Below are 16,577 nucleotides of genomic sequence, written 5' to 3' on the forward strand. Positions count from 1 at the left end.
GGGCTTGAGCTGCGGCGTACAGAAGGGTGGGTGGCAGGTGGAGGCTGAAGAAGCCGCGATCCGTCGGCACGCGGAGGCAGGCGCCACATCCGCGATGGTGCGTCTGGCCGCGCTCCTCAACCGACGTGGCAGGACAGATGAAGCTGAGCCCTGGTACCGCCGGGCGGCAGAGACAGGGGGCGACGAAACCGCTCTGTACCTGGCCCGATTCCTTCACAGACTGGGCGCGACGGATGAGGCTGAGTCCTGGTACCGCCAGGCGGCAGGGGTGGTGCCTGGCGACCTGGCGGCCGTGCACTGCGCCCGAGATCTGGACATCTTGGGGCTGACCGACCTGATCCCCATGTACGAGGACCGAGACCTGCACGGCATGGGCCTGACGGACCAGCCCGAGACCTGGTACCTCCGGCGCTCAGATGACACCGCATACGCTGTTGCGGCGACGGCAGATCTGGCCCAGCTCCTGTACGAGCGGGGGCAAACCGAAGACGCACTACTCCTGTATGCCCAGGCCCTCGAGAGGAACTACGACCTCGCGAGAAGGGGCGCCCCCTACTTACATGCGCTCTACCCCGCACCCAAGCGTCTGGTCGCGTGGGCCACTGACCTGATTGCTCAGGGAAGGTTCGGTGCGGCCGAGGCGGTCCTGGGCGAGCTGGAGATTCAGGAAGAGAACCAGTACCGCTTCCAGGCCGTGGCGCCGCAACGCCTCGTCGAAACGTTCGTACAGGGCGAACCCGACTGGAGCACGATGGCGATGACCATGATCGCCACTGCGGCTGTGATCCCTTTCCTCCAAACGATCATGGCTAAAGCGGGTGAGGACGGCTACGCGGCGATCCGCTCCGCGATCCAACGCTTGTCAGGGTCACAGGAGAATCTGCGGGCTGAGCCCGACGACGCGAAGAACGTGATCATTCATATGCCTGTGAGCGTTTCGGACGATGCGCTTCGACGCTTGATGAGCCTGGACCTGGCAGCGCTTATGCGGACCAGCAATGCTGGCGCTATCGAAGTGTCCTGGGACGATGACCAACAGGAGTGGACAGTAGTCATCCGGAACTGAAGCCCAAGGCTCCGTCGACCAGTTCCGCGCCCGCAACCTGACTTCGCACGCCGTCCGCAAGCTCAGGGTTGATAGCACATGCTCAACGTTCGATGGCACAGGACAAGTGGTAACAGTGACCCGCATCCGACCTGCGGAAACATTCTAGAATCAAACACATGAGCGAAGAATGGTCGGAGCCAGTCCAGGCACGGCCTTGGCAGCCGAGGGACGGCCCTCAGCCGGTGGTGTGGACATGGCCGTACGCGGACCGACCCGCGCTGTGAGTGTGGTCCCGGGGCCACTGGCGGTGGGCCACTGTCACGGCCCGGCAGGACTGGCCGGACGGGCGTACCGCCTACCAGGTGTCGGGCGACCTGGACAGCTCCACCTCCGTCGTGGCCCGCACCTACTGGTGGCCCCACGAGGGGCTACGGGTCGCGCGCCGCTCCGCAGCAGAGCCCTCGCGGTAGCCAGGCCGCGGCGGTCCGCCCTCCGCGCCGATGGAGGCGTCAGTCCGCGCGGCGGGCCGACTCCCGAGCCGCATCCATGGCAGCCGCGAACTGCGTGTCGCGCCGGCGCCGCTGGTACACGGCCTGCGTGGTGATCCCGGCAGTCGCCGCGGCGGATCGCACCGTCGTGCCGGATACGCGCAGCGCGTCCAGGAAGTTGGCGACGTTCTGCACGGTCAGGTGGGGTCTGGCTTGGCTCCGGTAGCGGACGGAGGCATCGGTGGCGGCCGCGCAGGCGCGAGCGTAGGCGGGATCACCACCGCGCCACTTGCCCGGCTCGCCGACGCCGAGGATGAGCTCAGCACGGGTCGGCGGCACACCCAGGGCGAGCAGGCGCAGGAACTCCGCACGAGCCGCCCGGCCAGCCTCTTCTGGAGCGTCCGGATCCCGCCCCGCCAGCGCGATCGTCAAGCGCGTGTCGGTGCGTGCAGTGGCCCACACGGCGGCGGGATCCAGTCCCAGCGCGTCGGCAGCGGACTCGATGCCCTGGCCGTGCCGGAGGACATCGACCAGGGCGTGCTTGTCTGCTGGGGCAACGAGCACGGTGGGCATGGCCGCACCCTACGGCGCTCACCGCCGCGCGCCGCATGCCGTACGCAGCAGGTACACGGAAAGCGCGCGACTCGAACAACAGTGCCATCCCGGCGGATACCCTAAGGCCCAGGTGACCGCTGCGCGTCGCCCAGAACAGGACCTGACCATGACGACTCCCCCGCCCCCGATCACAGAGCCGGACCCGTCCGTGCTGACCTGCCCCGGCGACCAGGTCGGCCCGTGCGCTACATGTCAGCGCAAGACGCACAAGTACGGCCGCGGCGGTAGTCCTCTGTGCCAGTGGTGCATGGGCCAGGCGAAAGCCCTGTGGGGACCAACCGTGCGGCAAGTCAGCACCCGCCAGTAGCCGCACCCGCAGGCCACGCCGGACGGAAGGCCCAACTCCGCTGCGAGTGTTACCCCCTTTGACCTGCTGAAATTATAGAAACGGGCCGGCTAGTCGCGGAAGCCTTGCAGGGCGAATTCCACCGCGGCGAGGTAGACGGTTGTGGCGTCTTCCCATGCTTGGTTGGCAGTCGCGTCATTGACGGCTCGCCGGTCGGCTGGCGGGTCCGCCGGGTCGCGCCAGACGCTAACGAGGTTGTGCAGAGCCTCGCGCATGGCCGTGACCTCCTCGGCGACGGCCTCAGGTCCGAGGACAGTGACCGCGCGGGCGGCCCTGTCATGGCTCTTGAGTGCGTCGTTCACCTGCCGCCAAGCGGCCCGCCGGTCGTCGGGGGGTGGCGGACTGGTCGTCATGGTGTGACCGACGACGAGGTTGAGGGTGTCGTGAACGGCGTCACTGGCGCCGAGTAGGGCGGTGTACGCCTCCAGGCGGCGCTCGCGGAGCCACTGGCCATGGCTGCTCTTGGCCTGCATGCGGGCCTGACGAGTCATGGCTCGGCCGGTTGCCTATGCGGCCAGGGCGGCGCCGCCTGCCCCTGATGCCCCCGCGATGACGGCGGCCCATCCTGCGTCCATGGGAGAACCCTTCCGTACGGCTGGGTTGCAGGGCTAACCCTCGGGCGCCGCAAGGTGCGGTCACGACGCGGACGGACCGCGTCTGACCTGCCGTACCTGGGAGTTCAACGTGAACGGTTTCGACACTCGTACCGCCGTGCTGCTGCTGGCGGGCGCCGGCGGGACGTACGTCGCCTTCCTGCACCCCGCTGTCGGAGTCGCGCTCCTCGTGGGGCTGGCCGTCGTCGCCTTGCTCCACAACCTGCTGCGGTGACCCATGTCCAAGAACTGATCCGTTCCCGGACACCACCAGCGGGCTGCCTTTCAGACCTCTTCGGGCGTACGGGAACGGCGTCCAACAACGGCATCACGACCGTGCGGTGGTCAAGGAGCGCGGGCTGCGGGCCCTGTCACTGGCGGTTGCGCATACCGATCTGCACGCCGCCGATGGCGGTAACCGCCGTGCCGATGGCACCGACGGTGGCTGCGGCCTCCGTCTTGCCGGTCAGCGACAGGACTGCTACCGCGACGATGGAGACGAGCCGGTCAGGACCGTCAGCCACGTGAGCGGGGTGGAGCTGGGCGGCGGGGTCGCACCTGGGGTACGTTCGACGGGCGTCATTCGGTCGGTTCTCCCTCACAGCAGGACGGGCCGCCTCGACGACACGAGAGGGAGGCCTCCCCGCGGCCGGCCGTAGGAAGCAAGGGCCGCCAGGAGGTCTCCCTTCGTCATGCCACCGAAGGGCGTTTCGGTAGCGACAACCGTACTGGGGGGCATTGACAGTAGGTAACGAAGCCTGAATGCCCATGAAACGCACATACTAGGAAGTTTTTCGAGAGCCGGGGGAACGTCATTTGACTGTTGCGGTAGCGTCTGTTTCGACCCCTGACCTTTTCGCGGCGACCCCCAAAAAGCCCAGCTCAGAAGGCTGTTGACCGTCCACGCTGCCAGCCGGGCGCTGTGCTGCAAGTCACAGCGCTTGCCGCTGTGTCGGGCCTCTGTCGAATGTGGGAAAGATCGTCGTACAAGGTGCTCCTGAGGGGAAACATGTCGCCCAGCGCGCGGCTGGCGTCGGCCTTGGCCTCGTAGTCCTTGGGCCGTCTGACCTCGGCATTCCTCTGGAGTGAGGAAGTAGGGGCCTTCTCTCCGACTCCTTGATGAAGAACATCATCGATTCGGTGCGAGCACCGCGCGCTTGCTGAGAATCCTCGGCTCGCCGCGGACGACCACTCGCTCCGTGATGACCCGCAGCACCTTCTGCCGCTACTGCTACCGCCTTCGCAGAGTCGGCGGCTGATCGGTGGCGTTGGCGAGCATCCGGCGGATGGTCTCGGGGTGCCAGCGCTGCCCGCGCTTGGGCCGGATGCCCTCGGCCTCCAGCGCGGCGGCGATCTCGCGGAAGGACAGCTCTTCCTTCTCTCGAAGTTGGCGTGCCCGGGCGCGGCCGGCCTGCTCCATCTCCTCCTCGGTCAGCTCCTTCTTGTGGGCCTGCCATCCGTACGGCGGGGCGCCATACGCGTACTGGCCCTTCTCTCCCTTGATCCGGCGGCCACGGCGAAGCTTGGCCACGGTCATGCCGCGGTCGAGCTGAGCAAAGACGCCCATCATCTGGCGCATGGCGGTGCGCATCGGGTCTTCGGGGTCGTCCGGGACGATCTCGCCCTGGTCGGCCATGAACGCGCGGCCGCCGTGCTTCCAGGCCTGCGCGAGCGCAGCCTCCTGCACGACGAGTTCGCGCGAGCCGGTCGAGGTTCGGCGCGACGATGCCGTGCACCTTCTTGTCCTCGATCCAGGACAGGGCGGCGGCCAGCTCGGCTCGTCGCCGGCGACCGTTCCTGAGACCGCCTTCTCGACGAACAGCTTCACGAGGCGGTGCCCGTGCTCGCGGGTCCAGCGCCGGACGATGCGCTCCTGGTCCTCCAGCCCACTGTGACGCGGAGGACCTATGGGGCCCTGACGGGTTCGTGGTGAGGGCCCGTCAGGCTGTGGTGCAGGTCGTCGGTTTCTCGTCGGCGCGGCCCTCGGCTCCGAGGGCCCGCCGCGGGGCCGAGCTCGTCGCCGTGTGGGCGCCGAGCACGCCCCGGGCCCGCAGCTCGTCCAGGTCGGGGAGCTGGACTCCAGGGAGGGAGTCGATCAGGTCGGCCTGGGTTGCGCGGATGCTGTGCGGGGGCCTGAGGGCCAGCGCCAAGGGCGCGGCGGACTGTCACGCGATCATCGTACGGGCCATGTCCCACCGAGCATGCAGCTCGGACACGGCTCCTCAGCGGATCAGGGAGCGCAGCACCGGCACCGCAGAGCCGGCCGCACTCAGTCCGGCCAGTGCGGCGCCCGCTACGGGTACTCCGGTCAGCACGGTGAGGCCGCCGACGACCAGGCCGAGTACGAGCGCGGTGAGCAGGACGACGGTGGTGTGCAGGGACAGGAACGGCGGTTCTGCTTCGGGGCCGCTCGGGCGGGGCCGTGCTGGAGGCGGTGTCATCTGGGTCATGCCAATACCATCTCCCGAACCGTGCCGCTGACCTGCATGCATCGAACAAGCTGGGGCCTAGTCGGATCAGGATCGCCCGCCGTCGAACATGCCACCGTCTGTTCCGGGTTGTTCCGTCATGTTCGGTGCCGTTCCGGTCGTGTGGCCTACCCTGCTGTTCACCGCACGAGACCGGGGGCGACGTGGCAGGCAACGATGGGAACGGTGAAGGCAGTTACGCGGCGTCGCTTCAGGAGCTGGGGGAGGCACTCGCCGAGTTGAAGCGGGAGCGTGGGGCTCCCTCCTATGACCGGATCGTCGTACGCGGAAGGAAGGTGTGCGGCGAGCCGTCAGCGATGTCGAAGGCCTCGATGAGCGAGGTGTTCGCCGGACGGCGCGGCCCGGCTTCCTTGGACCGGCTGCTGTGGTTGGTGCGCACGCTGCTGTCGTACGACGACGGCGAAGAGGTGAAGCCACCCGAACGGCGCGACCCCCAGCTACAGATTTGGAGGGACCGGTGGCGCACCTTGGAGGAGGTGCGCGCCGCAGCCCGCCGCGCGTCTTCGACGGAGGACGGTGACACGGGGCAGGCAGACGGCGGGGAGTCGGCTGCGATGTCTTCCCCGACAGCGGATGTTGCGCCAGGTACTGCCTCGACAACTGCGGCAGACGACAATGTGACCGCTGGACCCGAGGCAGCGCCACCATCCCAACAGTGCCTATCGACGGAGCAACTGGAGTCACGAGCGCCGGGCTTCGTCCCTGTTGGGAGCCCTCTCTCCGGTGGCGCCGGGCAAGCCTGTGTGGTGGCGTTCTTCCCCGACGGCCGTTTCCTCGCCATCGCCAGCGGCGGGGTTGTACGTCTGTGGGATCCGGTCAAACGCGTCTCTGTCGGTGTCCCCCTGATCGGCAGCGGTGACGTGACGTTCGAGTCGGTGGCGTTCTCCCCCGATGGCCTCCGGGTCGCCGCGGGCGGCTCGGACGGGACAGTGCGGCTGTGGGAGGGCGGAAGGGAGTCTGTCACTGAGCCCGGCGCGAGAATCTGGTCGGTAGCGTTCTCCTGCGATGGCCGCCTGGTCGCTGCTGCCGGCGTGGACGGGACGGTGCGGCTGTGGGACACGGAACGGCTGTGGGGCGCGGCCCGGCACACTCTCGTCGGCGCGCCCCACAGCGTGGGCGGCTGTGTGGCGTTCTCCCCGGACGGCCGCTTCCTTGCCACCGCCGACGGCAGTGCCGGTTCGGCGCGGCTTTGGAGCATGGCTGATCAAACGTATGTAGGTGACCCCCTCACCGGCCACAGAAAGGGCATTCCTTCGCTGGCGTTCTCCCCCGACAGCCGGTTACTGGCCACCGGCGGTGAGGACGGGACAGTGCAGCTGTGGGACGTGGCCCAACGTACGACCGTTGGTGACCCCCTCAACAGCCACACCGCGGTCAGGTCGGTGGCGTTCTCGTCCGACGGCCTCCTGGTCGCTGCCGGCGGCGATGACGGGACGGTACGGCTGTGGGACGCCGTCCGACGCACCACCGTCGGCGACCCCGTCACCAGCCACACCAGGCCGGTCTGGTCGCTGGCGTTCTCCCCGGACGGCCGCTTCCTCGCCACCGGCAGCTTAGACGGGACAGTGCAGTTGTGGCGGCCCCCCAGGAAGGAAGCCGGCGCCCCCGGTCCTCTGCCGCATCCAGTGATGGACAAGGCCCAGGTAGTCGCCGTGTTGGACGAACTCAGATCCTTTGTCCGCGAACGGCAAGAGGCCGGAGACCCCGCGGCAGACACCATGACCATCGTGGGGACCGCTACCGTCCGATGGCTGGAGTCCCTTCAAGACGGATTTCTTCCCATGCGAGCGATACTTGAGCACGCGCTGGAGGAGAGTCTGACCGATGAGCGCACCGTGAGGCCGAACTCCACCCCAAAGTTCCACTTCCGCATGGACTGACCACAACCGGCGCCTACAGCACGCCGAGCAGGGCGTTGTCCTCCCACTGGTCGACGACTTCGAGGTAGCTGGCGAGGACCTTGGAGTGCGGGGCCCAGCCGCCCTGCTTGGCGATGACGATCTGGTCGTGGCCCTTCAGGCGGGAGGACGTGGCGAGCCCACGGCGGGGGCTGTGGCCAGTGAAGCGGATCTCGATCCCGGCGCGTTCGCCGGCGCGGGTGATGACGTCGCCGATGGACTCGGGCTGCGGGGGCGGGAAGATGGTGCGGAAGGCGGGGAGGACGGAGTAGAGGAGGACGTGCTGCGGGTTCATGCCGATCAGGGCGTAGAACCAGCCCTGGTCTTCCTTCCAGTGCAGCCGGATGCCGCCGTGGCCGCCGGTGCGGGAGACGTCCCAGGTCAGCCACATGTAGCTGGTCAGGCCTTCGTCGCGGGTTGTGCGGTCGGCCCGTACGGAGCCGGGCGGGATGCCGCGTGCGGTAAGGGCCTCGTCGACGGCCTTCACGTAGGGCCAGTGCGGCAGCCGCTGGGGCAGCCCTGGCCATCCGGGCGGGTCAAGCAGCACGGGTCTCACCTCTGCGGGCCGAGGGCGGGCGGAAGTCGGGGCATGAGGCGCGGCGGTGGAAGACGGCGGCCGGGCCGATGATCCGTGGGCCGAACTTGTCGCGGACGCGGTCGGGCCAGGCGGCGGTGGAGCATCAGCCAGCCGTACGTTCGTTCGACTGCCCAGCGTTTCGGGATCGGGCTGAACCCCCTGGCCCCGGGGGTGCGGGTGGTGATTCTTGCCCGGTAGTACCCGAGGCTGGCGCGTGGTGCTGTCTCGCCTGATCAGTGCCAAGCGGCTTCGTACCCAATCCCGCTGGTGACGCCCTGGCGGAGAGCCGTGATCTTGCCGGTCGCGCAGCGAGGGCGGGGCGCTGCCCTGGTCTCCCGTTAGAGCTTGCGGGTGGGCGCGTCGCCAGTCGTAGTCTGTATACAGCAGAGTGTGCGTAATGATGGACAGGGAGTCTGATGGCCCGGGCGACTGGCAAGAGTGAGGCGGTCTACGAGCGACTGAAGGGTGACATCGAGTCGCTGCGGATGCGGCCGGGGGCCAAGCTGAGTGAGGTCCAGCTGGGCGAGGAGCTGGGGGCTTCACGGACGCCGGTCCGGGAGGCGATCCGGCGGCTGGCCCGGGAAGGGCTGGTCGACTTCGTGCCGGGGGAGGTGGCCCGGGTGGCCGCCATCTCCCTGGGCGGTGTGCGTGCCCTGTTCGAGTTCCGGATGCTGCTGGAGCCCCGGGCGGCCGCCTCGGTCGCCACGGCGGGCTCGGCCGACGAGCGGGTGCTGCCGCCTTTCCGTGAACTGCTGGAGCGGCTGGAGGTGTTCGACGAGTCCTTCCGTGCGCTGGATTCCGCCGCGCAGGCGGGCTCGTACCAGGAGTTCTACGACATTACCGAGGCGTTCGACCAGGCGGTCATCGCGGCCTGCCGCAATCCCTACCTCGCCGGCACGATCCGCGACCTGCGCAGTCAAACCGTGCGCCTGCGTCACCTCTCGCACAGCGGCCCGCGTCGCATGCTGACCTCGCTGGAGGAGCACCGCGCGATGCTGAAGGCGGTCACGCACGGGGACGCCCAGGCGGCGGAGGCGGCCTGCCGACACCACCTCGCGCAGACCCTGCAGGCGCTCATCGACAGTCTGACCAGCCAGGATCCGACACACGGTAGGGACGTGTCGCTGGACGTCGCAGGCTGAGACACCCCTTCACGTCCGACGAAGGCGCCTGGGCCCGCGCCTTCCAGCCTGTGGTTTCTCCCTAGCGTGATGTATACAGGGATGGATACAGCATGTCTCGATACGAGAGGGTCGCCTCATGCCGCATACCGTCGGCGCCGCCGACCTGCTGGGTTTTGCCGCCGCCACTGCCGAAGCACGCGGCGTTCCGCCTGCGGACGCCCGTCTGCTCGCGGATACGCTGGTGACCGCGGAGCTGTGGGGACACGCGTCCCACGGCATGCTGCGCCTGCCCTGGTACCTCGACCGCCTTGCGAGCGGGGCCACCACGGCCGTCGCGGACCCGGAAGTCGTCACCGACAACGGCGCCGTGGTCGTGGTCGACGGCCGTGACGGTCTCGGTCAGGTGCTCACCGACCGCGCGGTGGCCCTGGGCGTGGAGCGTGCCCGCCGGCACGGCATCAGCGCGGTCGCCGTCCGCAACTCCGGTCACTTCGGGACCGCGGCGTACTTCACGCGCAGGGCCGCCGAGGAGGGCTGCGTGGCGCTGCTGGCGACCAACGCCAGCCCGGCCATGCCCCCTTGGGGCGGCAAGGAGAAGCGAGTCGGCACCAATCCGTGGTCGATCGCCACCCCTGCCGGGCGTTACGGCACGGTCGTGATGGACATCGCGAACACAGCCGTGGCGCGCGGCAAGATCTACCACGCCAAGGAGCGCGGTACGCCGATTCCCGAAGGCTGGGCGGCCGACGCCGCGGGCGTGCCGACGACCGATCCGCGGCGTGCGATCGAGGGCCTGATCCTGCCCATGGCCGGCCACAAGGGTTACGCCATCTCCTTCATGTTCGACGTCCTGGCGGGCGTGCTGACCGGCAGCGCCTTCGGCTCGGCGGTCGTCGGCCCCTACCGGTCCACCGGCCGCAGCGGCGTCGGCCATCTGCTGATCTGCGTGGACATCCGGTCGATGGCCGACCCGGCCGAGTTCGAGCAGCGGATGGAGGCCCTGATCGAGGAGACCAAGTCCACCCCGACCGCGCCCGGCACCGACGAGATCTTCGTCCCCGGTGAGCCGGAGATCCGCACCGCCGAGCGGCTGCGCACCGAGGGCATCACGCTCGTCGACGACACCTGGGCCGCCCTCGCACGGATCGCCGCCGCCACCGCCGTACCCCTGCCCCGTTCCATCACTCCCCAGGAGCTGCCCGCATGATCGCCCTGACCGTGTCCCTCCAGGTCGTGCCCGGCTGCCGTGAAGACTTCCTCAAGGCCATCGAGGAGAATGCCGAGCGTTCCTTCACCGACGAGCCCGGCTGCCGCTACTTCGACGTCGTCTGCGACCTGGCCGACGACCACCACTTCGTCTTCTACGAGATCTACGACGACGAGGCCGCCGTAGAGGCCCACCGCGCCGCACCCCACTTCAAGGTCTGGCGCGAGGCCGCGGCGAAGTACGTCGTGCCCGGCAGCCAGGTCAACACGCTCTCCCGCCGCCTGTTCCACCACTCCTGAACTCCTGAAGGGACAGCCTCCATGTGCACCGACCACCCCATCGAGCCGAACCTGCTCATCCACCCCGACAAGGTCGAACGCTTCGACCGCGGCGGCGGTGTGGCCACCATCCCCTACGTCGGCAAGTGGAACTCGGAGAAGGCCGTCATCACGACCGGCCAGACCGTCTTCCAGCCCGGCACCGGCCTGCCCCTGCACAGCCACAACGTCGAGGAGTCCGTGCTGATCCTCGAAGGCGAGGCGAGCGCGGAGATCGACGGTGAGTTCTTCGACCTGGAGCCCGGCCAGGCCACCTGGGTGCCGGCCGGGATACCGCACCGCTTCTTCAACCGCGGCGAGAGTGTCATGCGGATCTACTGGGTCTACGGCGGCCGGGACGTCACCCGCACCATCACCGCCACCGGCGAGACCCTCGAGCACCTCTCCGAGCACGACAAGGGAGGGGCACCCACCGCATGAGCAGCATCCTGCAGACCGTCGACCCGTCCACCGGTGAGCCGACCGCCACGTACGAAGGCTGGGACGCGGACCGCATCGAGACTGCTGTGGCACGGGCCCACACCGCGAGCCGCGCCTGGGCCCTGGTGCCGGTCACCGAGCGGGCCGCGCGCGCCCACCGCCTCGCTCAGACCCTGCGCGAGCACAAGGACCACCTCGCCTCCCTCACCGTCGCCGAGATGGGCAAGCCCGTCGTGGAGGCCGAGGGCGAGGTCGAGAAGTCCGCCGTCACAGCCGAGTACTACGCCCGGCAAGGACCCGGCATCCTCGCGGACGAACCCGTCGAGGTCGACGGGGCACAAGCCTGGGTGGCCTATGAGCCCGCCGGACTCGTCCTGGCCGTGATGCCGTGGAACTTCCCCGTCTGGCAGGTCATGCGCTTCGCCATCCCCTCCCTGGTGGCGGGCAACGGCGTCCTGCTCAAGCACGCCTCCAACGTCACCGGCAGCGCGCTCGCCCTCCAGGACCTCTTCGTCGGAGCCGGCTTCCCCGCACATCTGGTGACCACGCTGGTGATCGCCGACACCGACGTGCCGGAGGTGACCGTGCGGCTCATCGAGGACGACCGGGTCGCGGCCGTCACCCTCACCGGAAGCAACCGGGCCGGTGCGGCCGTCGGTTCGGCGGCCGGCCGGGCGGCGAAGAAGTCCGTGCTGGAACTGGGCGGGTCGGACGCCTTCGTGGTCCTGGGCGACGCCGACGTCGAAGCGGCTGCGGCGGCCGCGGTGAAGGCCCGCTTCACCAACTCCGGGCAGAGCTGCGTATGCGCGAAGCGGTTCATCGTCGCCGCCTCCGTGGCGGATGCGTTCACCGCCGCGTTCGTGGCCGGTGTCGAAGCCCTGCGCGTCGGCGACCCGCGCGAACGGCAGACGCAGGTCGGCCCGCTCGCCCGTGACGATCTGCGGGCCGCGATCCAGCGGCAGGTTGAGGAATCGGTCGCCGCCGGAGCCCGCCTCCTGACCGGCGGCAAGCCTGTGCCCGGCGACGGCTTCTTCTACCAGCCCACCGTCCTGGGCGACGCCGGCCCGGGGATGCCCGCCTTCGACGAGGAGACCTTCGGCCCGCTCGCCGCCCTCGCCGTCGCCCGGGACGACGAGGACGCCGTACGGCTCGCGAACGCCACGCCGTACGGGCTCGGCGTGAGCGTCTGGACGGCCGACCCGAGCCGTGGCGTCGCCCTCGCCCGCCGTATCACCAGCGGAGCGGCCTTCGTCAACGCGATCGTCGCCTCCGACCCCCGCCTGCCCTTCGGCGGCACCAAGCGCAGCGGCCACGGCCGCGAACTGGCCGCCGCCGGCATCCGCGAGTTCACCAACACCCGCACCTACTGGGTCACCGCCTGACCGGATCACGCCCTGCCGGAACACCTCACAGGACCTGTCTGCCATCCACCGGCAGACAGGTCCTCGTGTTGCCCAAGCACAGCCGAGACACCCGCCCTGACCAGCACATTTACTGTCGACAGACATCTATACAGCCATGAATTCAGCTGTGTAGAGAGGAGATGACCATGCTGGTCCTCCTGGGATTCGCGATGATCGCGACGTTCCTCTACCTGGTCATGAGCAAGCGCGTGGCGCCTGTCGCCGCCCTCATCCTGGTGCCCGTCGTCTTCGGCCTTGCGGCGGGAGGGAGCTTGGGGCTCGCCGACGACATCACGAAGTCGATCGAGGATGTCGCGCCCACGGCGGCCCTGCTGTTCTTCGCCATCACGTTCTTCGGCATCATGATCGATGTCGGTCTCTTCGATCCGCATTTCAGGGCCATCCTGCGGGTGGTCGGCCACGATCCGGCGAAGATCGTCGTGGGCACTGCGTTGCTCGCCTCGACCGTCTCCCTCGACGGCGACGGCTCCACGACCTTCATCATCGTCACCTCCGCCTTCCTGCCGATCTACCTCCGCCTCGGCATGAGCCCCGTCGTCCTGACCTGTGTAACCGCCACTGCCAACGGTGTGCTCAACACCGTGCCGTGGGGCGGCTCCACCGCCCGCGCGGCGGCAGTTCTCAAGGTCTCGCCGATCGACATCTTCGTGCCGATGATCCCCGCGATTGCCGCCGGCCTGCTCGCCACCCTGGTCTTCGCCGCTCTCCTCGGCCGCGGTGAACGCCGTCGCCTGGGCGAAGTCGAGCTCCGCGACGGCCTCCTGCGACGAAAGGACAACACCTCCGGCAAGGTCCTGCAGACCACCAGGGCAGCGCAGATGACTCCCGCCGAGGCTTCGGGTACGGCCTCCGTCGCCGTGGCGGCCGGCCTCCCGGACGGCAACGCCATCACTGCCGAACCCGAGCTCATCTCCTGCGACGGCCGCAACAATCGGCCCAACGCGCGCCCCAGGCTGCTGTGGCTCAACCTGACCCTCACCCTCGCCGTGATGGCGCTCCTGGTGGAGGGCACCCTCGAACCCGCCGTCCTCTTCTTCGTCGCCGTGGCGATCGCGCTGGTCCTCAACTTTCCCCGTGTCGCGGAACAGCGCGAGCAGCTCCAAGCGCACGCCTCCAGCGTCGTCGGTGTCGTCGGTATGGTCTTCGCTGCCACCGTCCTGACCGGCGTCCTCAGTGGCAGCGGCATGGTCGAGGCGATGGCCGACTGGCTGGTCGGCGTCATCCCCGACTCACTCGGCGCCCACTTCCCCGTCATCACCGGCCTGCTGTCCATCCCGATGACCTTCTTCACCAGCAACGACGCCTTCTACTTCGGGATGCTGCCGGTCCTCAACGAGACCGCTTCCCACTACGGCGTCACCCCGCTGGAGATGGCCCGCGCCTCCCTCGTCGGCCAGCCCCTGCACCAGTCCAGCCCGATCGTCGCGTCCTTCCTGCTGCTCGTGGGCCTGGCCAAAGTCGACCTCGGCGACCACCACCGCAAGACGATCTGGCGCGCGGTCATCGTCGGCCTGATCATGCTCGCCGTCGGCGGCCTGACCCTCGCGTTCCCCCTCTGACGGTCAGCCTGCCCATCCCGCCTTCACCAGGCCCGCATCGCACCCGACCCGCCGAGGAAGTCGCACCCACGGCGGCCCTGCTGTTCTTCGCCATCACGTTTTTCGGCATGATGAGGCGGACGACTGCCCAGGTCTTGCCCTGTTTGGTCGTCTTGCGTTGGACGTGGGTGATGAGGCCGGCGAGTGTGACGACGCCTTCGGTGCGGCCGGACGCGGTGAGTTCGGTGATGGTGGTGGACCGGTGGCGGGACAGGATGTGCGTGGTGCCGTCCAAGGGGTGCGCGGAGACGTACATGCCGAGCATGTCCCGCCTCGGCGGCCAGGAGTTGCTGGCGCGCGGCTCCCGCGCTCCAGCTCGGCTGACACAGCCCGGCACCCGTGACAACGCGGCGATGTCCCATAGTGTGGTTATCCCCACCGCCAGGGGTGGCTTACCAAAATGGGCAATGACATCGGTGCGCGGCGATCGTGTGTCCCAAGACTGCTTGATAGCCACGCATGACGAAGGGACACCTCATCGATGCGCATCCTCCTGATCGGGCCGCCCGGAGCCGGCAAGGGCACGCAGGCAGTGCGCCTTGCCGCGCATCTGGCGATCCAGCACATCTCCACCGGTGACCTGTTCCGGGAGCACATCGACCAGGGCACCGAGCTCGGGCAGAACGCCCACACGCACATACGCGCCGGCCTTCTGGCACCGGACGAGGTCACAATCGGAGTGATCAAAGAGCGCCTTGCCCGTCCGGACACCAAGCGCGGATTCCTACTGGACGGCTTCCCCCGCAATCTGGCCCAGGCGGAGGCGCTGGACGGCATCCTGGCCGACTCGGAGTCGAGGCTGGATGCCGTACTAGACCTGAAGATTCCCGAGGCCCAGGTGGTCAGGCGGATCGCCGGACGACGGTTGTGCCGTCAGGACCGCGAACACATCTTCCACATCGACTACAGCCCGCCCGAAGTGGCAGGAGCCTGCGACGTCTGCGGTGGTGAGCTGTACCAGCGCGATGACGACCGCGAGACAACCGTTCGTAAGCGACTGGAGGTCTATCGCAGCGAGACGGCGCCGGTCGTCGACCACTATCAAGGCCAGGGCCTGGTGACTACGATCTCGGCCCTCGGCCAGGTACAGGAAGTCCTGGACCGCGCGCTGGTCGCGATCGGCCAGGGCTAGTGAGACCTCGCAGCGGATGGACCAGGTCGGCCACGATGCTGCCGTACCGCAGTACCTCGCTGTCGCTCATTGCGACACCGGGAAGCTCCGCCGCCCGGGCCTGATCGTCCTCGGCAACGCCAAGCAGCAGGACTCCGCCGGCGGTGCGTCGACGAGGTCGGCGAGAGTGGCAGGCCGATGCTCTTGCCGGCGGTGACACGGTGGCGACGGCGGCCGTCGTTCAGTTCGTCGAGGAAGGACTCGCGGATGCCGGTGGATCCGACACGACTGCTCATGACGCGCCGTCAGCCTGCTACCGCTTCGCTCTCGGTCATCGCTCGAGCCTGGGCAGGGTGATCATCCGATCTCTTAGGTGCCGGTCGCCACGTCGGGAACGAAAGCGACCAAGGCGCCTCACCAAGACGGGGGTGGCTCGCTGAGGCGCCGTTCGGGGGCAGCAGCCCGTAATTCGGGCTCGGGCCTGCCAGGTGAGGGCCGTCGAGCGGCCGCAGTTCGCGGGAGAAATGGACTGGCCCCCTTGAGGGGGTGCGTTGGTCTATGCCGCGAAAGGCTGTTTGCGTCTGGTGGTCAGTCGAAGTCGGTCGGGCGGCCGAGTGACTCCACCTCGTCTACTTCTTGCAGTCGCTGTTGGAGTCGTTCACGGATCCGGTCGATGGCGTTGCCGCCCAATGGGAGGCGCAGCGGGGGCTTTTCCATCTGGGTGGCTGTGATGATGGCGCGGGCTGCGCGGCTGGGGTCGCCGGGTTGTGTGCTGTGCATGGCCAAGAACTGTTGCTTTGCCGGTTCCAGGGCGGATCGGTAGTCGTCGATCGGGTCGTCGGCCCAGCGCACGGACCGGCCGGTGAAGTCGGTGCGCGCCGATCAGCCACCGCCGTCCGCCGCGGCGATGGTCTCCCGGACGGAGAGCCGACTGGACCGCGGTAGAGATCGCCTTATAGGGCCGCCTTATAAGCCACATCGGGATTGGGTCTTGGACGCGCTGCCCGGCCCGCTGCTGCAATCGGACTATGACGAACCCGAACCACCGCCTCGCCCTCGCCCTCGCCCCCGCTGACGGCATCCGGGCCGAGGTCCTGCCGCCCGCCCGGCGATGGCCGAAGGCGCCCGTCCCCTTCTACGGCGGCACCGCCTGGTTCCTGCCGTCCGGCGGCGCCTGCGACAAGGCGAGGGACGAGTCGTTCTGAGCCGATACCGACGGCGGTGAGACGTTCCGCGGCGCGGTCGTGGCAAGTCTCACCGCCCTGGCGGACCGTGCTCGCTCTCCCTCTTGCCGCACCCCA

General features: G+C 68.7%; 20 protein-coding genes and 1 pseudogene. 11 read left to right on the forward strand and 10 right to left on the reverse strand.

Features of this window, described 5'->3' with window-relative positions:
• The first annotated feature begins 37 nt into the window (after nucleotides 1–37).
• Nucleotides 38–1,066: a tetratricopeptide repeat protein gene (locus ACFZBP_RS10285; protein ID WP_391411676.1), complete on the forward strand. Its 1,029-nt coding sequence runs from the start codon at nucleotides 38–40 to the stop codon at nucleotides 1,064–1,066.
• A 491-nt stretch (nucleotides 1,067–1,557) separates the two neighbouring features.
• Here the strand turns inward: ACFZBP_RS10285 and ACFZBP_RS10290 are convergent, their stop codons facing one another.
• Nucleotides 1,558–2,109: a hypothetical protein gene (locus ACFZBP_RS10290; protein WP_391411678.1), complete on the reverse strand. Its 552-nt coding sequence runs from the start codon at nucleotides 2,107–2,109 to the stop codon at nucleotides 1,558–1,560.
• 438 nt (nucleotides 2,110–2,547) lie between these two features.
• Entirely contained in the window at nucleotides 2,548–2,988 is a 441-nt protein-coding gene (locus tag ACFZBP_RS10295) for a hypothetical protein (RefSeq protein WP_391411680.1), read from the reverse strand.
• Between the two features lie 193 nt (nucleotides 2,989–3,181).
• Here ACFZBP_RS10295 and ACFZBP_RS10300 point away from each other — a divergent pair, with 193 nt between their 5' ends.
• Nucleotides 3,182–3,325, forward strand: a complete 144-nt coding sequence (locus ACFZBP_RS10300; RefSeq protein ID WP_391411682.1) for a hypothetical protein — start codon at nucleotides 3,182–3,184, stop codon at nucleotides 3,323–3,325.
• 136 nt (nucleotides 3,326–3,461) lie between these two features.
• Here the strand turns inward: ACFZBP_RS10300 and ACFZBP_RS10305 are convergent, their stop codons facing one another.
• The 4 genes from ACFZBP_RS10305 to ACFZBP_RS10320 all read right to left on the reverse strand — a co-directional run bounded on the left by ACFZBP_RS10305 (nucleotide 3,462) and on the right by ACFZBP_RS10320 (nucleotide 5,540).
• Entirely contained in the window at nucleotides 3,462–3,614 is a 153-nt protein-coding gene (locus tag ACFZBP_RS10305) for a hypothetical protein (protein WP_391411684.1), read from the reverse strand.
• Between the two features lie 707 nt (nucleotides 3,615–4,321).
• Nucleotides 4,322–4,918 (reverse strand): recombinase family protein, encoded by a 597-nt coding sequence (locus tag ACFZBP_RS10310; RefSeq protein ID WP_391411686.1) that lies wholly within the window; start codon nucleotides 4,916–4,918, stop codon nucleotides 4,322–4,324.
• A gap of 112 nt (nucleotides 4,919–5,030) precedes the next feature.
• Entirely contained in the window at nucleotides 5,031–5,240 is a 210-nt protein-coding gene (locus ACFZBP_RS10315; RefSeq protein ID WP_391411688.1) for a hypothetical protein, read from the reverse strand.
• Between the two features lie 72 nt (nucleotides 5,241–5,312).
• Complete coding sequence (locus ACFZBP_RS10320) at nucleotides 5,313–5,540, reverse strand: hypothetical protein (RefSeq protein ID WP_391411690.1); 228 nt, start codon at nucleotides 5,538–5,540, stop codon at nucleotides 5,313–5,315.
• Nucleotides 5,541–5,722: 182 nt separating this feature from the next.
• Here ACFZBP_RS10320 and ACFZBP_RS10325 point away from each other — a divergent pair, with 182 nt between their 5' ends.
• Entirely contained in the window at nucleotides 5,723–7,459 is a 1,737-nt protein-coding gene (locus ACFZBP_RS10325; RefSeq protein ID WP_391411692.1) for a WD40 repeat domain-containing protein, read from the forward strand.
• Nucleotides 7,460–7,472: 13 nt separating this feature from the next.
• Here ACFZBP_RS10325 and ACFZBP_RS10330 read toward each other — a convergent pair whose 3' ends face one another.
• Nucleotides 7,473–8,024, reverse strand: a complete 552-nt coding sequence (locus ACFZBP_RS10330; RefSeq protein ID WP_391411694.1) for a DUF6292 family protein — start codon at nucleotides 8,022–8,024, stop codon at nucleotides 7,473–7,475.
• Between the two features lie 110 nt (nucleotides 8,025–8,134).
• A pseudogene (locus tag ACFZBP_RS10335) lies at nucleotides 8,135–8,239 on the reverse strand (IS5/IS1182 family transposase); the annotation flags it as partial.
• Between the two features lie 231 nt (nucleotides 8,240–8,470).
• Between ACFZBP_RS10335 and ACFZBP_RS10340 the strand changes: the two are divergent.
• The 6 genes from ACFZBP_RS10340 (at nucleotide 8,471) to ACFZBP_RS10365 (ending at nucleotide 14,126) form a co-directional block, all read left to right on the forward strand.
• Nucleotides 8,471–9,196, forward strand: a complete 726-nt coding sequence (locus ACFZBP_RS10340) for an FCD domain-containing protein (protein WP_391411696.1) — start codon at nucleotides 8,471–8,473, stop codon at nucleotides 9,194–9,196.
• A gap of 118 nt (nucleotides 9,197–9,314) precedes the next feature.
• Complete coding sequence (locus tag ACFZBP_RS10345) at nucleotides 9,315–10,385, forward strand: Ldh family oxidoreductase (protein WP_391411698.1); 1,071 nt, start codon at nucleotides 9,315–9,317, stop codon at nucleotides 10,383–10,385.
• On the forward strand, nucleotides 10,382–10,684 hold the full coding sequence (locus ACFZBP_RS10350) for an antibiotic biosynthesis monooxygenase (protein WP_391411700.1): 303 nt from the start codon (nucleotides 10,382–10,384) through the stop codon (nucleotides 10,682–10,684). Before ACFZBP_RS10345 ends, ACFZBP_RS10350 begins: the two co-directional genes overlap by 4 nt.
• Nucleotides 10,685–10,705: 21 nt before the next feature.
• The gene (locus ACFZBP_RS10355; RefSeq protein WP_391411703.1) at nucleotides 10,706–11,143 is read left to right on the forward strand and encodes a cupin domain-containing protein; all 438 of its coding nucleotides are present in this window, start codon (nucleotides 10,706–10,708) and stop codon (nucleotides 11,141–11,143) included.
• Nucleotides 11,140–12,525 (forward strand): aldehyde dehydrogenase family protein, encoded by a 1,386-nt coding sequence (locus ACFZBP_RS10360; protein WP_391411705.1) that lies wholly within the window; start codon nucleotides 11,140–11,142, stop codon nucleotides 12,523–12,525. The genes ACFZBP_RS10355 and ACFZBP_RS10360 overlap by 4 nt, the downstream gene beginning before the upstream one ends.
• A 167-nt stretch (nucleotides 12,526–12,692) precedes the next feature.
• Entirely contained in the window at nucleotides 12,693–14,126 is a 1,434-nt protein-coding gene (locus ACFZBP_RS10365; protein WP_391411707.1) for an SLC13 family permease, read from the forward strand.
• Here the strand turns inward: ACFZBP_RS10365 and ACFZBP_RS10370 are convergent.
• The gene (locus ACFZBP_RS10370) at nucleotides 14,083–14,622 is read right to left on the reverse strand and encodes a hypothetical protein (protein WP_391411709.1); all 540 of its coding nucleotides are present in this window, start codon (nucleotides 14,620–14,622) and stop codon (nucleotides 14,083–14,085) included. The genes ACFZBP_RS10365 and ACFZBP_RS10370 overlap by 44 nt on opposite strands.
• 24 nt (nucleotides 14,623–14,646) lie before the next feature.
• Between ACFZBP_RS10370 and ACFZBP_RS10375 the strand changes: the two genes are divergently transcribed.
• A complete protein-coding gene (locus ACFZBP_RS10375; protein ID WP_391411711.1) occupies nucleotides 14,647–15,297 on the forward strand; it encodes an adenylate kinase in 651 nt (216 codons plus the stop codon).
• 567 nt (nucleotides 15,298–15,864) lie between these two features.
• On the opposite strand, the gene ACFZBP_RS10380 is transcribed toward ACFZBP_RS10375, so the two are convergent.
• The gene (locus ACFZBP_RS10380) at nucleotides 15,865–16,128 is read right to left on the reverse strand and encodes a hypothetical protein (protein WP_391411713.1); all 264 of its coding nucleotides are present in this window, start codon (nucleotides 16,126–16,128) and stop codon (nucleotides 15,865–15,867) included.
• 176 nt (nucleotides 16,129–16,304) lie between these two features.
• On the opposite strand from ACFZBP_RS10380, the gene ACFZBP_RS10385 reads away from it, so the two are divergent.
• Nucleotides 16,305–16,481 (forward strand): hypothetical protein, encoded by a 177-nt coding sequence (locus tag ACFZBP_RS10385; protein ID WP_391411715.1) that lies wholly within the window; start codon nucleotides 16,305–16,307, stop codon nucleotides 16,479–16,481.
• Nucleotides 16,482–16,577 lie beyond the last annotated feature (96 nt).

This window comes from Streptomyces sp. NPDC008086 (assembly GCF_042957325.1).
Lineage (GTDB): Bacteria > Actinomycetota > Actinomycetes > Streptomycetales > Streptomycetaceae > Streptomyces.